A 17779-nucleotide genomic window follows, 5' to 3' on the forward strand; every position below is an offset into this window, starting at 1 on the left:
ATAGGGGATTCGTCGCAACCCAGTTTAGAATGTGCCCCATGTGCCGCAAAACTGACAGATAATCCGTTTTATGTAAAACAACCTGCCTGCCGGATGCGCGGGCGGGTTTCCCGTCCTTGATGTGACGCAGGTTACAGACGGTTTCGCCATCCCGCCCTACGCTCGCGCATGGACGCATAGGCTGGCGGGCCCCGGACGCGTTTCCTGGCCGCCGGAGCGGGAAAAGGTGGGTCGGAGATACCTTTTTTCCCCTTCGGCACGGACAGGCAGACAAAACCCGTGACATGCAGGGGCCGAAGGATAGACTCGCCGGCATAGTTAAAACGCAAAATCAGTCAGCCATTTCCCATGCGCGGACTTTCAGAGGGAGCATTCCATGACCATTCTCAATCAGGGCGATGTCGCCGTTGTTGGCTGGCAACCCGATAACGTTGACGCCTTCAGCGTTGTCTTGCTGGTCGATGTGGATACCAACCATCCGATCATCTTCACCGACCAGAGCTGGACCGACGGCAACAATTTCGCCACCGGCGAAGCTCAGTTCTCTTGGACCCCGTCCAGCAACCTGACCGCCGGAACCATCGTCACATTTTCTGAAACCGGCTCTGACGGAGTGTTGAACGTCTATATCAACGGTGTCTCCAGCGGCACCGTGAACGCGACCCAGGTCGGGATCGGCGGCAGTTTCTGGTCGATTGCCAGCGGCGGCGACCAGCTCTTCGTGCTGCAAGGCTCGCTCGCCTCACCCACCCTGATCTGGGGGACGGATTTCGACGACAGTTCGCCTGAAGGGGCATGGTCGGGTATTCCGGCCGGGACCTCGGGCACCAATTCGACGCGCCCGCTCAATTCCGATCTGAACACCGCTTATTCCCCGGCTTACATCGAAGTCGGAACCGCGACAGGCAACGGCAACCTCTATTACAGCGGGACCACCACCGGCACCAAGGCAGAGTTGCAGGCGGCGATTGCCAATGCCGCGAACTGGACCGCGCAATCCACCGCCTTTACATCGACAGCGGGCGCCGACCCGTTCACCTCGCTCAGCGCGATGACGGTGCAGGCGCCGGGCGCCGCGCCGACGGTGGACACCAATACCGGCTCGTCGCTGAACGAAGGCGCGGTCGATGTCATCACCTCGTCCGAGCTGGACACCAACGATGTCGACACCGCGGATACCAGCCTGACCTACACGATCACCACCAGCTCGGTTTCGAATGGCACGCTCTGGCGGGATTTCAATTTCAACAATGTGGTCGATGGTGGGGAAAGCGCCCTTGGCCTTGGCGGCACCTTTACCCAGAACGAAATCAACAGCGGCACCATAAGATACCAGCACAATGGCGGCGAGACCACCTCGGACAGTTTCGGGTTCCAGGTGTCGGACGGGACCACCCCGGTCACCGGCCAGACCTTCACCTTCTCCATCACCCCGGTCAACGACCTGCCGGTGATCACCGGGTTTCACGGCGATGTCTCGGCCTATAACGAGCTGTTCGGCGGCCCGGTCCCGATCGAATCCGGCACCGATGTTTCGGTCACCGACCCCGACCACGCCAATTTCAACGGCGGCAGCCTGACCGTCTCGATCACCAGCGCGCTGAGCGAGGATCAGCTGTCGGTCAACAATGGCGGTGCCACGGGCATCGGCGTTGCCGGCGGTGGCGTGTTCTACAACAGCGTCCAGTTCGGCACCGTCAGTGGCGGCGCCAACGGGGCGAACCTGGTGATCACCTTCACCTCGGCCACTGCGACACCGGCGGTGATCGAAGAGCTGATCGAGGCGCTGCGCTATGACAATTCCAACGATGAGAACCCGACCGGCGGGGCCCGTTCGATCAATATCGTGCTCAATGACGGCGCCGGCAATTCGGCGACCTCGACGGCGACGGTGAATGTCACCGCGGTGAACGACAACCCCGGCATCTCGGGCCTGCCCACCGACGTCAGCGTCACCGAGGACACCGCCGGCAATATCGACCTGTCCGCGGCCACCCTGACCGATCCGGACAGCGACCCGATCACCGTCACCCTGAGCGTGGACGCGGGCACCTTCTCGTCCCCGGCGGACGGGGCGGGCGTGGGCGCCGGTGTCACGGAAACGCTGGTCAATGCCACCACCATCACGCTGGTGGGCTCGGTGGCGGATATCAATACCTATCTCGATACCGCCTCGAACATCCAGTATACCGGCGCGCTGAATGCCAATGGTAACAATGCCGCTACTCTGAGCATCAGCGCCAATGATGGCGACGGGTCGGGCGATGTCGCGCTCGGGACAGTCAATATCGACATCACGTCGGTCGACGATCCGGCGGTTGCGGTGGATGACGCGGTATCGGTCAACGAGACGGCAACGCTCAACGGCGATGTGTTCGGGGCCAACCCGACGACCGCGGATTCGGATGCGGAAAACGATGCGTTCAGCGTCACCGAGGTGAATGGCAATGCCGCCAATGTCGGCACCCAGATCACCCTGGCCTCGGGCGCGCTGCTGACGCTGAATGCCAACGGCACCTTCACTTACAACACCAACGGCGCCTTTGACGGCATGGCCCTGGGCGCCACCGACACCGATACCTTTACCTATACCATCACCGGCGGCGATACCGCGACGGTCACCGTCACGATCAACGGCGAGGATGGCGACGAGGTGTTTGACGGCACCGCCGAGACCGGCAATTTCAACGGCGGCCCGCTGGGCCACGATACGGTGAGCTATATCAACTCGGCCAGCGGTGTGGTCGCGGATATGAACAATCCGGCCAACAATACCGGCGATGCGGTGGGCGATAGCTATACCGATATCGAACAGCTGGACGGCAGCAATCTCGACGATACGCTGACCGGCACCAGCGGCGACGACATCCTGGAAGGCTGGGATGGCAATGACCGGATGATCGGCCTGGGCGGCAATGACTTCTACTATGTCGACAACCCGCTGGACGAGATCGTCGAGACCGCGGGCAACGGCACGATGGACCGGGTGTCGGTGCATATGAACGGCAGCTATACGCTGGCGGCCGGGGTCGATATCGAACTGCTGACCACCGCCAATTCGGCGGGCACCACGGCCATGGACCTGATCGGCAACGAGGTGGCCCAGACCATCGTCGGCAATGACGGCGTCAACACGCTGGGCGACGGTGGCGGCGCGGGCGCGGATATCCTGCACGGCCGGGGCGGCGACGATACCTACCGGGTCTACAATGCCGGCACGCAGGTCTTTGAATCCTCGTCCCAGGGGGCCAATGACCGGCTTGGCGCCGGGGTCAATTATGTGCTGGCCGACGGGGTGTTCATCGAATTGCTGACCACCACCTCGCGCAATGCGACCTACAGCCGGAACATCGAGGGCAACACGTCGAAACAGACGATTGTCGGCAATGACGGCAAGAACGTGCTGGGCGATGGCGGCGGCTCGGTGACCAATGGCGACACCCTGATCGGTGGCGACGGCAACGATGTCTATGTGGTGCGCAGCGCCGGCACCACGGTTGTCGAGGCCGTGGGCGAGGGCACGTTCGACCGGGTCTCGACCAGCAAGGACTTTACCCTGTCGGCGGGGTCCGAGGTCGAGAGCATCAACACCACCTCGCGGTTCGGCACCAATGCGATCGACCTGACCGGCAACGAGCTGGCGCAATGGTTGCAGGGCAATGGCGGCGCCAACCGGCTGGACGGCAAGGAGGGCACCGACGAGATGTCGGGCGAAGGCGGCAGTGACACCTTCGTGTTCTCGACCGCGCTGGGGGCCGGCAATATCGACACCATCCGCGATTACAGCGTCGCGGACGACCAGATCGAACTGGCCTCGGCGATCTTCACGGGCCTGTCCGCGGGCACCCTGGGCGCCAACGCCTTTGTCGCCAATACCTCGGGCACGGCGCAGACCGCCGATCACCGGATCATCTATGATACCGACAGCGGCGCGCTGTTCTTCGACGCGGATGGCAATGGGGCCGGGGCGGCGCAGCAATTCGCCATCCTCACCACGGGCCTGTCGCTCACCAACGCGGATTTCGACATCGTCTGAGCCACCCAAAACAACCAGCGGCGCCAGACACATATGGCGCCGCTGGCACAAAATAGTTCCGAAATAGTTAACAAATTTTGCTATAGTCGCATGACGTTGTAGCGGCGCACCAATCTTGAGGTCCACTCCCCCCAGTATTTTCCGGATGGGTCTTCCTGTGGACAGGTGATTTCTTGCGCAGGCTTTGGCCGCCGCCTCGCGCCTGGATGACACCTCTTTTCAGGGGTCTGGGCCGCGTTCATTGATCCGGGCTGCCCTGCGCGCATCCGCATGGGCGGTTTCGAAGAGACATTTGAAAGGAACCGCACATGTGCGCCAATGTCGTCGCTTCGGGAACCTCAACCGACGAGTTCGACGCTTGGCTGTGGTCTCTCAAATGGGCCGATTCCCACCTCACCTTCGCCTTTCCCGACGCGCCGACCTATTATGGCTATACCGTTGGAACCGATGGCCCTTTCCAGGCGTTCAACGACGTTCAGAAAGCCGCCACCCGCATGATCTTTGCCGAGGTTGCAAGCTTTACCACCCTGACATTCAGCGAGTTGCCCGGGGACGGAACCGGGGCCAAAGCCGTGTTTGCACTGCATTCCGAAGTGGGGAATTTCGGCGCCTTCGCACGTGTTCCCGGGACCAATGAGCAAGCCGGAGATACAGTTTACGCCTCTCCCGAGGTGGACAACCCGATCAGCGGCAACGAGGCCTATCTTTATATCCTGCACGAGCTTGGACATGCTTTCGGGCTGGAGCACGGTCATGAATATCCCGCCTTCAAGGCGTTTGGCCTCGATTCCCAGAACTACACGACCGTAACCTATACCGACTTCTTCGAGGACACTCAGGGGACATTCGACGGCGGACCCGTCGATTGGGCGCAAACCTTTCCCATCCTCGATATCGCGGCCCTTCAATTCCTCTACGGGGCCAATTACGCCACCACGGGCGAGGTCTGGAGCGGCAATTCCGTCTATACCTTCGACACGGCGACCGGAGAGATGTCCATCAACGGCACCGGACAGGGCGCGCCCGCCGGAAACCGGATCTTTCGAACCATCTGGGACGGCGATGGCGAAGACACCTATGATCTGAGCAATTACACCACAAACCTGAAGATCGACCTGGCGCCCGGTGAATTCTCGATTTTCGACGATGCGCAGCTTGCCGATCTGAACGGAAAAACCGGCGCCCGGGTGCCCGCGGATTTCAACGTCGCCAATGCCCGGCTGTTCGAAAACGACACCCGCTCACTGATCGAGCATGCCAAGGGCGGAACCGGCAATGACCGGATCGTGGGCAACCAGGCCGCCAACCGGATCGAAAGTGGCGCGGGCGACGATACCGTCATGGGCGCCGGGGGCAACGACACCCTGCTGGGCGGGGAGGATGCGGATCTGCTGCTGGGTGACGGCAATTTCGACATGGTCCGGCTCAACTACGGCACCCCGTCCGACCAAAGCGTTTCGGTGGCGGGTTTTGCCATGCCGGCCGGCGATCTGACGGTCGACTGGCTGTTCCGATCCGATGCGCATCCTTTCAGCGGACGCTTCCAGAGCTTTCTGTCCTATGCCGTTCCGGGGTCGTTCAATGAACTCCTTGTCGGGCTTGGCACCGATGGCGAGATCGAACTCTACTACAACGACCAGTTTGTCGATACCGGCGTCGATGGCCGGGGCCTGTTCGACGGCGACCTGCACCGGATGTCCCTTGTGGTCGATGCCGGTGCGAACAGTACGGTGACCCTTTATGTCGATGGTGTCGTTCTGGCCAGCACGACCTTTCCCACAGGGGCTGTGACCACGGGCGGAACGCTGGTGTTCGGGCAGGATCAGGATAGCTTGGGCGGCGGGTTCGACGGCGCGCAATCCCTGACCGGCAGATTGGGCGACATCCGGGTCTTCGATGTGGCCCGCACCGCCGACGACATCCGGGCGGACGCGTTTACCGAGGTCAGCGCCGCCGCGGTGCCCAATCTCAAGGCGCATTGGTCGGTCGACGCGGCAAACAGCCAGTTCGTCAATCTGGTGTCACCCGGAACCCCGGTTCTTGTCACGGCGGGGGCCGTTGAATTCATTGCCGACGGCACCGGCGGGAATGACGAGATCGCCGGAAACGACGGCAATGACACGTTGCGGGGCGGTGTCGGCGACGACACGCTCGACGGCGGCAATGGCAGCGACACCCTGGACGGAGGTTCGGGCAACGACACGCTTACCGGGGGGCTGGGCGGCGATGTCATGGAAGGCGGAACCGGCAACGACTATTACTACGTCGACAATGTCGGCGACGTGATAACGGAAACATCCGGCCAGGGGACGGGGGACCATGTCGCCGTGCGCCGCCTGTCCAGCTTCGAGCTCACGGCCGGGACGGATATCGAAATTCTCTCGACCACCAATTCCGGCGGCAGTACCGCCATCTCCCTTTTTGGCAATGAACTGTCGCAGACCATCGTCGGCAATGACGGCGCCAACACGCTGGGCGATGGCGGTGGGGCGGGCGCGGATATCCTGCACGGCCGGGGCGGCAACGATATTTACCGGGTCTACAATGCCGGCACGCAGGTCTTTGAATCCTCGTCCCAGGGGGCCAATGACCGGTTGGCGGCCGGGGTCGATTACGTGCTGGCCGACGGGGTGTTCATCGAATTGCTGACCACCACCTCGCGCTTTGCGACCTACAGCCGCAACATCGAGGGCAACACCTCGCAACAGACGGTCATCGGCAATGACGGCAAGAACTATCTCGGTGACGGCGGCGGCTCCGCTGCAAACGGCGACACCCTGATCGGCGGTCGGGGCAACGATGTCTATATCGTGCGCAGCGCCGGAACCACGGTTGTCGAGGCCGTGGGCGAGGGCACGTTCGACCGGGTCTCGACCAGCAAGGACTTTACCCTGGCGGCGGGGTCCGAGGTCGAGAGCATCAACACCACCTCACGCCTTGGCACCTCGAACCTGAGCCTGACCGGCAACGAGCTGGGCCAGTGGATCCAGGGCAATGGCGGCAACAACCGGATCGACGGCAAGGAGGGCACCGACGAGATGTCGGGCGAAGGCGGCAACGACACCTTCGTGTTCTCGACCGCGCTGGGGGCCGGCAATATCGACACCATCCGCGATTACAGTGTCGTGGACGACCAGATCGAACTGTCGGTGGCAATCTTCGACACCCTGTCGCCGGGCGCGCTGGCGGCCGGGGCCTTTGCCGCCAATACCTCTGGCACGGCGCAGACCGCCGATCACCGGATCATCTACGACACCGATGATGGCGGGCTGTTCTACGATGCCGATGGCGATGGCGCCGGGGCGGCGCAGCAATTTGCCACCCTCACCACCGGGCTTGCGCTGACCAATAGCGATTTCGACCTGGTGTGATCCACCCGGACCCGGCGCCGCGCCGCGTTGCCCCCTCCCCCGCTCGCGGGCGGGGTCAGCCGATGCGCATGTTCCGGTCATGCACGCTGATCGCCTCGTCGAGATCGTCGTAATAGGTCAGCCGGCCGTTTTCCAGCACCGCCCCCGCGTCGCAGACCCGCCGCACCGAGGCCATGGAATGGGACACGAACAGGGCGCCGCTGCTGTTGAGCCGGTTCATGAACAGGGCTTCGCTCTTGCGCTTGAAGGCGGCATCGCCCACGGCGGTGACCTCGTCCACCAGGTAGATGTCGAAATGGATGCCCATCGAACAGGCAAAACCCAGGCGCGAGCGCATGCCGGACGAATAGGTATGCACCGGCTGGTGAAAATGCGCGCCCAGCCCGGCGAAATCCTCGACAAAGGCCAGCAGTTCACCGGTATCCACCCCATAGACCCGGGCCAGGAACTTGGCGTTCTGCGCCCCGGTCAGGTCGCGGTGGAAACTGCCGGAAAACCCCACCGGCCAGGACACGGTGCCCAGGGTGACGATACGGCCCGAATCCGGCTGGATCGCCCCGGCGATCATGTTCAGCAGGCTCGACTTGCCGGCGCCGTTGCGGCCCAGCAGGGCGATGGAACGCCCCTTGGGCACCTCCAGGGTGATGTCGTCCGCGATCACCTTGCGCGCGCCCTTGAGGACGAAGGTCTTCGAGACATGCTCCAGTCGCAGGGTCATGACGGTTACCGGCGGTCCCGCAGGCTGTAGAAAACGAGGCTCAGGATGGCCCAGATGCCGAACATGACCAGGGCGGTCAGCACCAGCAGGATTTCGCGTCGCGGATATTGCGGGGTCTGGGCTAGGGTCGGGCGGACATAGGCCGCCAGATAGCGGCTCTGCCGGCGGGCTTCGGCAACGGCGGAATCATAGGCCGACAGGGCCGAGACATAGGCCTCCTCGGCGAATTGCCGGTCCACCTGAAGGCTTTCGAACGTGCCCACCAGATCGGCAAAGGCACCGGTGTCGCCATGCTGGCCGCTCACGCCCAGCTTGCGGCGCTCCTCGCCGATGCGTTTCTCGATCACCTCGATCTTCAGCTTGGCCTGTTCCAGCCGGGGGTCGTTGGCCCGGGCGGTTTCACGCAGCAGATCCTGTTCGATCAGGGTTTCGGCCAGTTGCGCCTGTAGCGAATTCAGCAGGCCCATCTGGCCCTGGATATCGGCGCCGGGATCGACGATCTGGGTCTCGTTGCGGAACAGGGTCAGCGCCCGCCGCGCCTCTTTCAGCCGCTCGATGGCCAGGTCCAGCTCTTCCTTGGCATAACGGGTCAGGTCGGCGCGGGCGATCGCGGACAGCTCGTTGATCATGTCGCCGGAATAGCGAAAGATCGATTCCGAGATCGCCTTGGCATCGGCGGCCTCGAAGGCGCGGGTCTCGACCTCCATCAGGCCGGTGCCCGGATCGTAGAGGATGCGGACCATCCGGGTCCAGTACTCCACCAGTTCCTCGATCGAGGCGTTTTCGGTCAGGGTAAAGACCGGGTCGTATTCCGGCTTGCGGTAGAGGCTCCGCAGATCCAGGTCCCGGTCCACCGCCTGCACCAGTTCCTGGCTCTGGATGAACTGATAGAGCACGTCGGTATCGGTGGAACTGGCCCCCGACAGGTTGCGCAGCCCGCCCAGCACCTCGAGCGCGGAGCCGCTCTCCTCCTGCCGCACCGTGAAGGCCACGGTCGAGGCATATTGGTCGGCGGCATGGGTATAAAGGTAATAGCCCGCCACCAGCGTCGGCGCGACCACCGCCAGCAGGAAGCTGAACACCAGCATCCAGTGCCGCGCCTTCATGCTGGCGGGCTGGGCGGCGGGGGCCACCTCGATCACGGTGGGCGCCGCGCCGGTCTCCCGCGGCCGGGCCGCCGGGGCGGCCTCGGGGGCCTGGTCGACGACGCTGTCGGTGACATCGGTCAGCTCGACATCGGTCATTTCGAACCATTGCTGGTGCTCTTCGTTGCGCACGAAGACCCGCAGATAGATCTTCTCGACCGTGGCATCGCCCAGGGTGACGTAATCCTCGATCTGGGTGAAGGTTGTGGTCAGCCGACTCAGCCCGGATTCGTGGGTCTGCAACCGCCCCACATCGTTGCGGCTGGCGATCTGATAGCGGACGCGGATGCCGGTCCGGCTGGCCCGGGCCATGAACCGGACCCGGAACCGGCGATGCCGCAGTCCCGGGGCCGGGATCGCCTCGCTATAGACCCCACCGCTGCCCTCCTCGCCAAAGGTGACGCGCAGCGCGCTGGACGAGGTGGGTTCCGACTGGTCGTGATTGCGCCGGGTGACGGTGGCCCCCAGGCTGCCCAGCCAGAGGGTACGGTCCTCGCAACCCGGATCGCTGAGGAGATTGTCCTGAGAGCCGGTATCGGCCTCGCCCCGCGTTTCCGCATCGTCCGATGCGGTCTCGTCAGAGGGGGAAGTCGGGTTCGGGTTCGCAGATGACGGTGTGTCGGCCACGTCTATTCCGTTCTTTCAATTATCTAACAAAATCCTTATCTTGCTTTACCGACAAAGGCCATCATGATCCAGAGTTATTGAAAGCATCCCAACCATGGCATTTCCCGCGGCGCAACAGCCAGGCCCCCGCCGTTTTCGCACGTTCCGGAGCATCTCCGCGCTGGTTCTGCGGGAAATGAGCACCTCTTACGGGACCTCGCCGGGGGGGTATATCTGGGCGATTCTGGAGCCGGTCGCGGGCGTCGCCCTGCTCAGCATCGTGTTCAACCTGATCCTGCGCAGTCCCAGCCTGGGCACGAACTTTCCCTATTTCTACGCGACCGGCCTGCTGCCGTTCCTGTTCTACATGTCGATCAGCGGCCAGATCGCCGCGTCCATCAGCTATTCCCGGCCGTTCCTGTCCTATCCGGCGGTCACCTTCATGGATGCGCTGCTGGCCCGGTTCCTGCTCAATGCGCTGACCCAGTTCCTGGTCATGGTGATCGTGATGACGGGCATCATCTGGATCTTCGACCTGAACCCGATCCTGAACTGGCCGGCCATCATGCTGGCGATCGGGATGCTGGTGTCGCTCACCCTGTCGGTGGGCGTGATGAACTGCTACCTGTCCACCCGCTTTCCGGTCTGGGCCCGGATCTGGGCGGTGGGCAACCGGCCGATGTTCATCCTGGCCGGGGTCATCTTCATCCCCGAGAACGTACCGGCCCGGTTTCGCGACCTGTTCATGCTGAACCCGCTGCCCCATATCACCAGCCAGATGCGCAAGGGGTTCTTCGCGACCTATGACGCGGTCTATGTCAGCCCGCTCTATGTCTTTGTCATCTCCCTGGTGCTGGGCATCTTCGGATTGCTGTTCCTGACCCGGCACCACAAGGACATCCTGCTGATGCGCTAGGCCGGAGAGGAAGGCCTGACGATGGATCACCCCCTGCCCCGCCGCCTGCGTATCCTGGGCCGGTTTCTCTGGCCGGATGCCGAGACCCGCGCCTATGTCCGGTTGCTGCGGCGAAGCGCGTATTTCGACCGGGCCTTCTATCTGGCCTCGAACCCGCGCCTGCGCTGGCTGTTCCGGCTGGCGCCCGAGCGGCATTACGCGCTGTTCGGCGAGGCGCTGGGGCTGAGCCCGGCGGCGGAGTTCTCGCCGCGGGCCTATCTGTTCCACAATCCCGATCTCGACCCCGCGCGCACCCGGGCCCTGCTGCATTACCTCGGGACCGGGCGGGCCGAGAACCGGACCGCCCTGCTGCCGCCGGGCGGCGGCGAGAGCGACGGGCTGGCCCTGCCCCGGATCGGGCCCGGGGATGCGCCGCAACCGGGGGCCGATCACGCGGTGGTTCTGCATCTCTATTACCCCGAGATGTGGGGTGATTTCGCCCTGGCGCTGGCCGGGCAGCACTTTGACTTCGATCTCTATGTCACGCTTTGTGGCCCGGCCGGGGCGGATGAGGCCCTGCGGGCGCGGATCCGCGCGGCGTTTCCCCGGGCGCGGATATGGGTGTTTCCCAATCGCGGGCGCGACATCCTGCCGTTTGTGCATCTGGTCAATTCCGGCCTGCTCGCCCGCTATCGGGCGGTGTGCAAGCTGCATGGCAAGAAATCGCCGCACCGGGCAGATGGCGATCCCTGGCGCCGGGCCCTGGTGGTGGGCGTGCTGGGAGACCCGGAGGTGATCCGGCGGCGTTTGCGGGTGTTTCTGGACCGGGACGACCTGGCGCTCTGGGTCGCCGATGGCCAGCTCTGCCGCGGGGCCGACTGGTGGGGGGCCAACCGGCCCCGCGCCGAGGCGCTGCTGGCCCGGATCGGGGAACAGGCCGGAGAGCTGGTCTTTGCCGCCGGTTCGATCTACTGGATCAAACCCACCCTGCTCGACCGGATCGCGGCCCTGGGCCTGGGTGCCGCGGATTTCGAGCCGGAACAGGCGCTGGTCGACGGCACCACCGCCCATGCGATGGAGCGGGTTCTGGGATGCCTGGCGACAACCGCCGGGCTGGGCCTGTGCGAGGCGCGCGCGCTTGACGCCCCCGCCCCGCCCCGACGGCCAGGGGCGGCGTAATGGCGAGACTTGTCCTGCATATGGGCGCCTACAAGACCGGCACCACCTATCTGCAACACCTGTTCCACCTGAACCGGGACCTGCTGGCGCGGGCCGGGATGATCTATCCGCCCACCGGCGCCGGCTATGCCCAGCACGGGCTGACCGCGCTCTGGCTGGACGTGCCCGAGGCGGTGCAGGCCGCGGGCGCCGCCGGCGGGGCCGAGGCGCTGTGGCGGGATCTGGACCGCCATGCCCGGGGGCCGGGCACGGTGCTGCTGTCCTCGGAACTGTTCTCGCATTGGGGCGCGCGGCGGGTCGACCTGGCGGATCTGGCCCGCCGCCTGTCCGGGTTCGAAGAGCTGCGGCTGGTCTACACGATGCGGCGGCAGGCCGAGTTGGTGCAATCGGTCTGGCTGCATCAGGCCCGCAACGTGGGGCCGCGCGCGATCCATCCCTATGTGCGGCGCGCCTTTGACAAGCGCATGGCCAGCGGCGTCCGGCTCGACCATGCCAGTGTCTACAATACCCTGATGGGCCATTTCGCCCCCGAACAGATCCACCTGGTCGATTACCATCAGGCCCGCGCCGCGCCGGGAGGGCTGGCACAGGTCTTTCTCGATCTGCTGGAGACCGGGCTGGCGGCCGGGGAGCTGCGCCAGCCCTCGGCGGATCAGGGCAATATCTCGCCCGAGCCGCTGGTCTATTACCTGGCCAGCCTGATCGCCGGCCCGGACGAGCGCCCCCCGGCGGAGATGTGCGCGCGGATCGCCGAGAGCCTGTGTCAGGGACACGGGCCGGACCGTCCCACCAGCCTGCTGGCGCGCTATGAATACGTCAAGTTCCGCAGCCGGTTCGCGCCAGGCAATGCCGAGCTGGCCGCGCGGGTGCAGCCGGTGCAGCCGGGCTTCTCGTTCCAGGAGGCCGACCCGCCCGCGGACATGCTGTTCCGCGACGATATCCGTGAGCATGACTGGGCCCGGCTGGCCGCCGCGCTCTACCGGATGCCGCCAGCCCCGGACCGGGACCGGCCCGGCCGCGCCTGGACCTGGTTCCGGCCCTGAGGCAGGCGGGTTTCCGGCCCCGCCGGTTCATCCGACCTTAATCTGTTTTAATAGAATGCTGTCGAGAAGCCTTGCTTTCGCCATGTTTGAAAGAGGCCGCGTTAATCTCTTTTAACAATCCTGAACCCGTGCGTGGGGGCGCATGAGTGGGATTGAAAAATGGGGGTCTTGTCGTTTGTCCAGTCGATCTGGACAGCCGATTTTCCTTTGCTCAGCCAGGTGGCGCGGCTGGATGTGTCCGATGCGGGCGGCACGCCGGTGCTGGTCCTGCAGGACCCGGTCACCCGGACGCAGAGCGAATGGCAGCTGGGCAGCGCCCCGCTGAGCACGGGCGCGGTGCGGACCCGGGATACCGGGCGCAACGCCACGCAGGTCGAGATCGAGATCGAGGGCGGCAGCCACCGGCTGGACCGGGCCACGCTGTTGCGCCTGATGGAGCGCGAGGGCAGCGGCCAGGCCTATCTGGACGAGACCGGTTTTGCCGGGGACCTGCTGGCCCTGCATGTGCGGCAGGTCGGCGGCCAGGCCTATCTGGTGGCCGCCCGCAGCGCCGGGTCCGGGGCGGCGGTCTACCGGCTGGACGCAAATGGCGTGCCGACCCAGCCCTCGACGGTCTCCGACAACAGCGCCCGCTATCTGGGCGGGGTCTCGGCGATGGATGGGATCACGCTGGATGGCCGGGCCTTCGTGGTGACGGTCTCGGCGCTGGAAAGCGGCGTCAACCTGCTCGAGATCCGGTCGGACGGGCGGCTGCGCCAGATCGACAGTTTCGGCCGGGGCGAGTTCCTGCCGATCAACCGGCCCACCGCGGTCGAGGTGGTCGAACAGGGCGGCCAGGCCTTTGCGCTGGTGGCCTCTTATGGCAGCAACTCGCTGACGGTGCTCGAGATCGGCGCCGATGGCAGCCTGCGCTTTGTCGATCAGGCGCTGGACACGCTGGGCGCCCGGTTCGCGGGGGCGGCGGCGCTGGACACCATCACCGTGAACGGGCAGGTCTTTGCCGCCATCGCCGGCAATGATGGCGGGCTGTCGCTGTTCCAGATGCTGCCGGGCGGGCGGCTGGCCCTGCTGGACAGCGTGGTGGACGGGATGCTGACCGCGCTGGACGGGGTGCGGCAGCTGCGCTTTGTCGAACGGCCGGGCGGGATCGACCTCTTTGCCCTTTCGGCCCGCGATGCCGGGCTGACCCGGTTTCAGCTCGACCTGGGCGAGGTGGGCATCACCGCCCGCGGCCGCGACGGCACCGCCGGGCGCGACGTATTGACTGCGCTGGACGGCGGCCAGCGCCTGTCGGCGGGGGCCGGGGACGACATCCTGATCGACGGTCAGGGCCGCGATACGCTGACCGGGGGTGCGGGGGCGGATCTGTTCGTGATCTCGCCCGATGCCGAAAGCGACCGGATCGAGGATTTCAACCGGACCGAGGACCGGATCGACCTGTCCGGCTTCGGCTTTCTGACCGGCCCGGACGGGCTGCGGGTGCTCTCGGCCTCGGGCGGGGCATCGCTGCGCTGGGGGGACGAGATCCTGACCATCCGCAGTCATGACGGCCGCAGCCTTACCGCCGACGACCTGAAGGGGCGGATCCTGTTCAGCGACGGCCGGGCGGTGATGCCGCCCACCCTGCCGCTGCTGGGCGATGCGGGCAACGACACCTTCATCTGGTCCGAAGGCGCCGATACCATCGACGGCGCCGCCGGGGTGGACACGATCAGCTATGCCAATGCCCCCATCGCCGCCATCGTCGACCTGGCCGACAGCAGCGCCAATGCGGGGGCGGCCCTGGGCGACACGCTGCGCAATATCGAGGCGGTGACCGGATCGTCCCACAATGACCGGCTGAACGGTGACGATGGCGCCAACACGCTCTCTGGCGGCGCCGGCAACGATCATATCCGCGCGCGCGGCGGCTGGGACTGGATCGTGCCGGGCACCGGCAAGGACACGATCGATGGTGGCGCCGGGCGCGACATGGTCAGCTTTGTCGACCTGCCGGACCGGGCCGGACGCAGCAATACCGAATTCCTGCTGCATCTCGACCTGTCGGTCGGCACCGCGCAGACCTCTGCGGCCAATACCTATCGGCTGATCTCGGTCGAGCGGGTGACCGGCACCATCCATGCCGATTACATGAAGGGCAGCGCCGGCGATGACGAGTTGCGGGGCCTGGGCGATTACGACTGGTTCGTGGCCACCACCGGCAACGACACGCTCAACGGCGGCAATGGCAAGGACATGGTCTCTTATGTGGACTGGCAGGGCGCCCGCGACGTGGTGGCGGGATCGGTGTTCGGGTCGGGCGCGCCGCCGGCCACCCGCGATGTCGCCGGGGTGGTGGTGGACCTGGCCGATACCGCAAGGAACAGCGCCCTGGCCAACGGGCACAGCTATGTCAGCATCGAGCGGATCACCGGGTCGAGCTGGCAGGACGTGTTCTATGGCGATGGCAATTCCAACGATTTCCGGGGCTTGGGCGGCTATGACTGGTTCGTGGGCTCGACCGGCGGGCGCGAACGCTATTTCGGCGGCGACGGGGTCGATACGGTGACCTATTACCGGTCCGCCTCGGGGGTCTCGGCGGCGCTCAACAACGGGGCCCGGGTGGCGGGACAGGAGACCGGGCGCGGCACCGGCGGCGATGCGGCGCTGGATCTCTATTTCGAGATCGAGAACCTGGTCGGTTCGCCTTACGGCGACCGGCTGGGCGGCAATGCCGGGCGCAACCAGCTGTCGGGCCTGGCCGGCAACGACGCCCTGTTCGGATATGGCGGGATCGACTATCTCAAGGGCGGCCGGGGCAATGACACGATCGATGGCGGCGGCGGGTCGGATTACGCGCTCTTTGACGGCAACCGGGCCGAATACCGCCTGGCCCGCACCGCCGACAACGCGGTCACCGTTCGCGGGCCGGACGGCACCGACAGGCTGATCGACGTGGAATATTTCCGTTTCGACGACGGCGATATCCGGATCTGGGATCTGGAGTTGTGAGGCCTTTCCGGCACGTTCCGGCCCCACATGGCCCGCTCCCCTGTTATCCGGGGGGCCATTAGCATAGATTTAGCGCGCCCAAGGCATATAATCGACATATTGCTCCCTTAGGAGACCGCCCGCCCGCCCTTGCCGCGGGACAACCGAACACGAACCGGAACGACCAAAAAACGACCGAGCAGGAGACGACAGACATGGCAGGTGCAGAAGGACTCAACGGGGCCACGCATACATTGCTGGGAGCGGTGGCCAGCCAGTTCACGCGCAGCGGCGTGGTGGAATACTCCTTTGCCCCGGCCCTGCAGCCGGTTGACAATCCCGAGAATTTTCCCGGTGGTTCCAGCGTCACCCGGGCCTGGACCGCGGCGGAAAAGGCAAGTTTCCGGGCGGTGACCGAGAACCTCATGGCTGTGGCCAACATCACCCTGCGCGAAACCTCGAACGCGGCCAGCGCCGATATCAACCTGCAAATCGTCCAGGCTGTTCCGGGTGGCTTTTCGGGCTATGCCGGCGGCACTGTCTTCGTGGTCGAAAGCGCCGACGCCTCGCTGCTGACGCATGAGCTGTCGCATTCCTTTGGTCTGGGGCATCCGTTCGACACCGGGTTCAACACCCTGACGCTGCCGGGTGTCACCAGCGTCTCCTCTCCGGGCGATTTCGGCTTCAACTCCATCTATTACACGGTGATGTCCTACCAACAGGGAGAGATTCGGGAATTTCCCAATGTGAACGTGGCGCTGCCGACTTCGCTGATGGTGCTCGACATCGCCGCGCTGCAATCGATGTACGGGGCCAACACGACCCACAAGGCCGGCAATGATGTCTATGACATCCCCTCGGAATTGATCACGATCTGGGACGCCGACGGCACCGATGTGATCGATTTCAGCGCCAGCACCGGCCCCGCGGTGATCGACCTGCGGGCGGCGACGCTGCGGACCGAGGCCGGTGGGCTGGGCTGGGCCTCGCTGTCCGACATCTCGACCTCGGCCCGAAATGTCGGCGGTTACATGATCGCCTACGGGGTGACGATCGAAAACGGGATCGGCGGGCGCGGCGATGACCAGCTGACCGGCAATGGCGTGGCCAACCGGCTGGAGGGCGGTGCCGGCAACGACACCCTGACGGGTGGGGGTGGCGACGACACCCTGGTCGGCGGCAGCGGCACCGATATTGCCCACCTCGAGGTGGCCTCGACCGAAATTCAGATCGAAAGCACCGATGCCGGCCTGATCGTGGTCTCGTCCGAGGGCCGCGATCTCGTGCATCGCGATGTGGAACAGGTCAGGTTCAGCGACCAGACGATCAGCTTTTCCGTGCTCCAGGCGCAAAGCCAGCCCGAACCGCCGATCACCGGGACGGATGCGGGGGAGAATCTGCCCGGGACATCTGCGGCGGAGCGGATTGATGCGGGGGGCGGTGCCGACTGGATCACGCCGGGGGGCGGCAATGACACGATCGATGGCGGGGATGGCAATGACATGGTCTCGTTCATCGACCTGCCCGACACGCCGGGGCGGACCAATCTGCAGTTCCGGCTGGATGTCGACCTAGGCGCGGGCACCGCGCGCAGCCATGATGGCAGCGAGCAGATGCAGCTCAGCAATGTCGAGCGGGTCACCGGCACCATCTATGCCGATTACATCCGCGGCGATGCCGGGGCCAACCACCTGCGCGGCGCCGGCGATTACGACTGGTTCGTGGTCACCACCGGCAATGACACGCTGGACGGCGGCACCGGCCAGGACATGATCACCTTTGTCGAGTGGCAGAACACCGGCCCGAACGCGATCTC

9 protein-coding genes are annotated in these 17779 nt (G+C 65.0%); 7 read left to right on the plus strand and 2 right to left on the minus strand.

All coding sequences use genetic code 11. From position 1 onward, the window contains the following. Nucleotides 1-376: 376 nt before the first annotated feature. On the plus strand, nucleotides 377-4036 hold the full coding sequence (locus tag AC2FLM_RS15080) for a beta strand repeat-containing protein (protein WP_496858991.1): 3660 nt from the start codon (nucleotides 377-379) through the stop codon (nucleotides 4034-4036). A gap of 308 nt (nucleotides 4037-4344) precedes the next feature. Then, entirely contained in the window at nucleotides 4345-7407 is a 3063-nt protein-coding gene (locus AC2FLM_RS15085) for a M10 family metallopeptidase C-terminal domain-containing protein (RefSeq protein WP_496858992.1), read from the plus strand. Between the two features lie 55 nt (nucleotides 7408-7462). On the opposite strand, the gene AC2FLM_RS15090 is transcribed toward AC2FLM_RS15085, so the two are convergent. Next, nucleotides 7463-8125 carry an ABC transporter ATP-binding protein gene (locus AC2FLM_RS15090; protein WP_496830740.1) on the minus strand — a complete coding sequence of 221 codons (663 nt, stop codon included), beginning with the start codon at nucleotides 8123-8125 and terminating at the stop codon, nucleotides 7463-7465. A gap of 5 nt (nucleotides 8126-8130) precedes the next feature. After that, nucleotides 8131-9897 carry a KpsE/RkpR family capsule polysaccharide export protein gene (locus AC2FLM_RS15095; protein ID WP_496858993.1) on the minus strand — a complete coding sequence of 589 codons (1767 nt, stop codon included), beginning with the start codon at nucleotides 9895-9897 and terminating at the stop codon, nucleotides 8131-8133. A gap of 94 nt (nucleotides 9898-9991) precedes the next feature. On the opposite strand from AC2FLM_RS15095, the gene AC2FLM_RS15100 reads away from it, so the two are divergent. The 5 genes from AC2FLM_RS15100 to AC2FLM_RS15120 form a co-directional block, all read left to right on the plus strand. After that, nucleotides 9992-10792 carry an ABC transporter permease gene (locus AC2FLM_RS15100; protein WP_496858994.1) on the plus strand — a complete coding sequence of 267 codons (801 nt, stop codon included), beginning with the start codon at nucleotides 9992-9994 and terminating at the stop codon, nucleotides 10790-10792. A 21-nt stretch (nucleotides 10793-10813) separates the two neighbouring features. Then, nucleotides 10814-11950 (plus strand): rhamnan synthesis F family protein, encoded by a 1137-nt coding sequence (locus tag AC2FLM_RS15105; protein WP_496858995.1) that lies wholly within the window; start codon nucleotides 10814-10816, stop codon nucleotides 11948-11950. Further along, nucleotides 11950-12993 carry a hypothetical protein gene (locus tag AC2FLM_RS15110; protein ID WP_496858996.1) on the plus strand — a complete coding sequence of 348 codons (1044 nt, stop codon included), beginning with the start codon at nucleotides 11950-11952 and terminating at the stop codon, nucleotides 12991-12993. The genes AC2FLM_RS15105 and AC2FLM_RS15110 overlap by 1 nt, the downstream gene beginning before the upstream one ends. A 159-nt stretch (nucleotides 12994-13152) precedes the next feature. Then, complete coding sequence (locus AC2FLM_RS15115) at nucleotides 13153-15984, plus strand: calcium-binding protein (RefSeq protein ID WP_496858997.1); 2832 nt, start codon at nucleotides 13153-13155, stop codon at nucleotides 15982-15984. Between the two features lie 194 nt (nucleotides 15985-16178). Then, nucleotides 16179-17779: M10 family metallopeptidase C-terminal domain-containing protein (locus tag AC2FLM_RS15120; RefSeq protein ID WP_496858998.1), on the plus strand; the 1601-nt coding region annotated here is incomplete at its 3' end.

The sequence above is a fragment of the Ruegeria sp. SAZD011 genome (genome assembly GCF_059612545.1).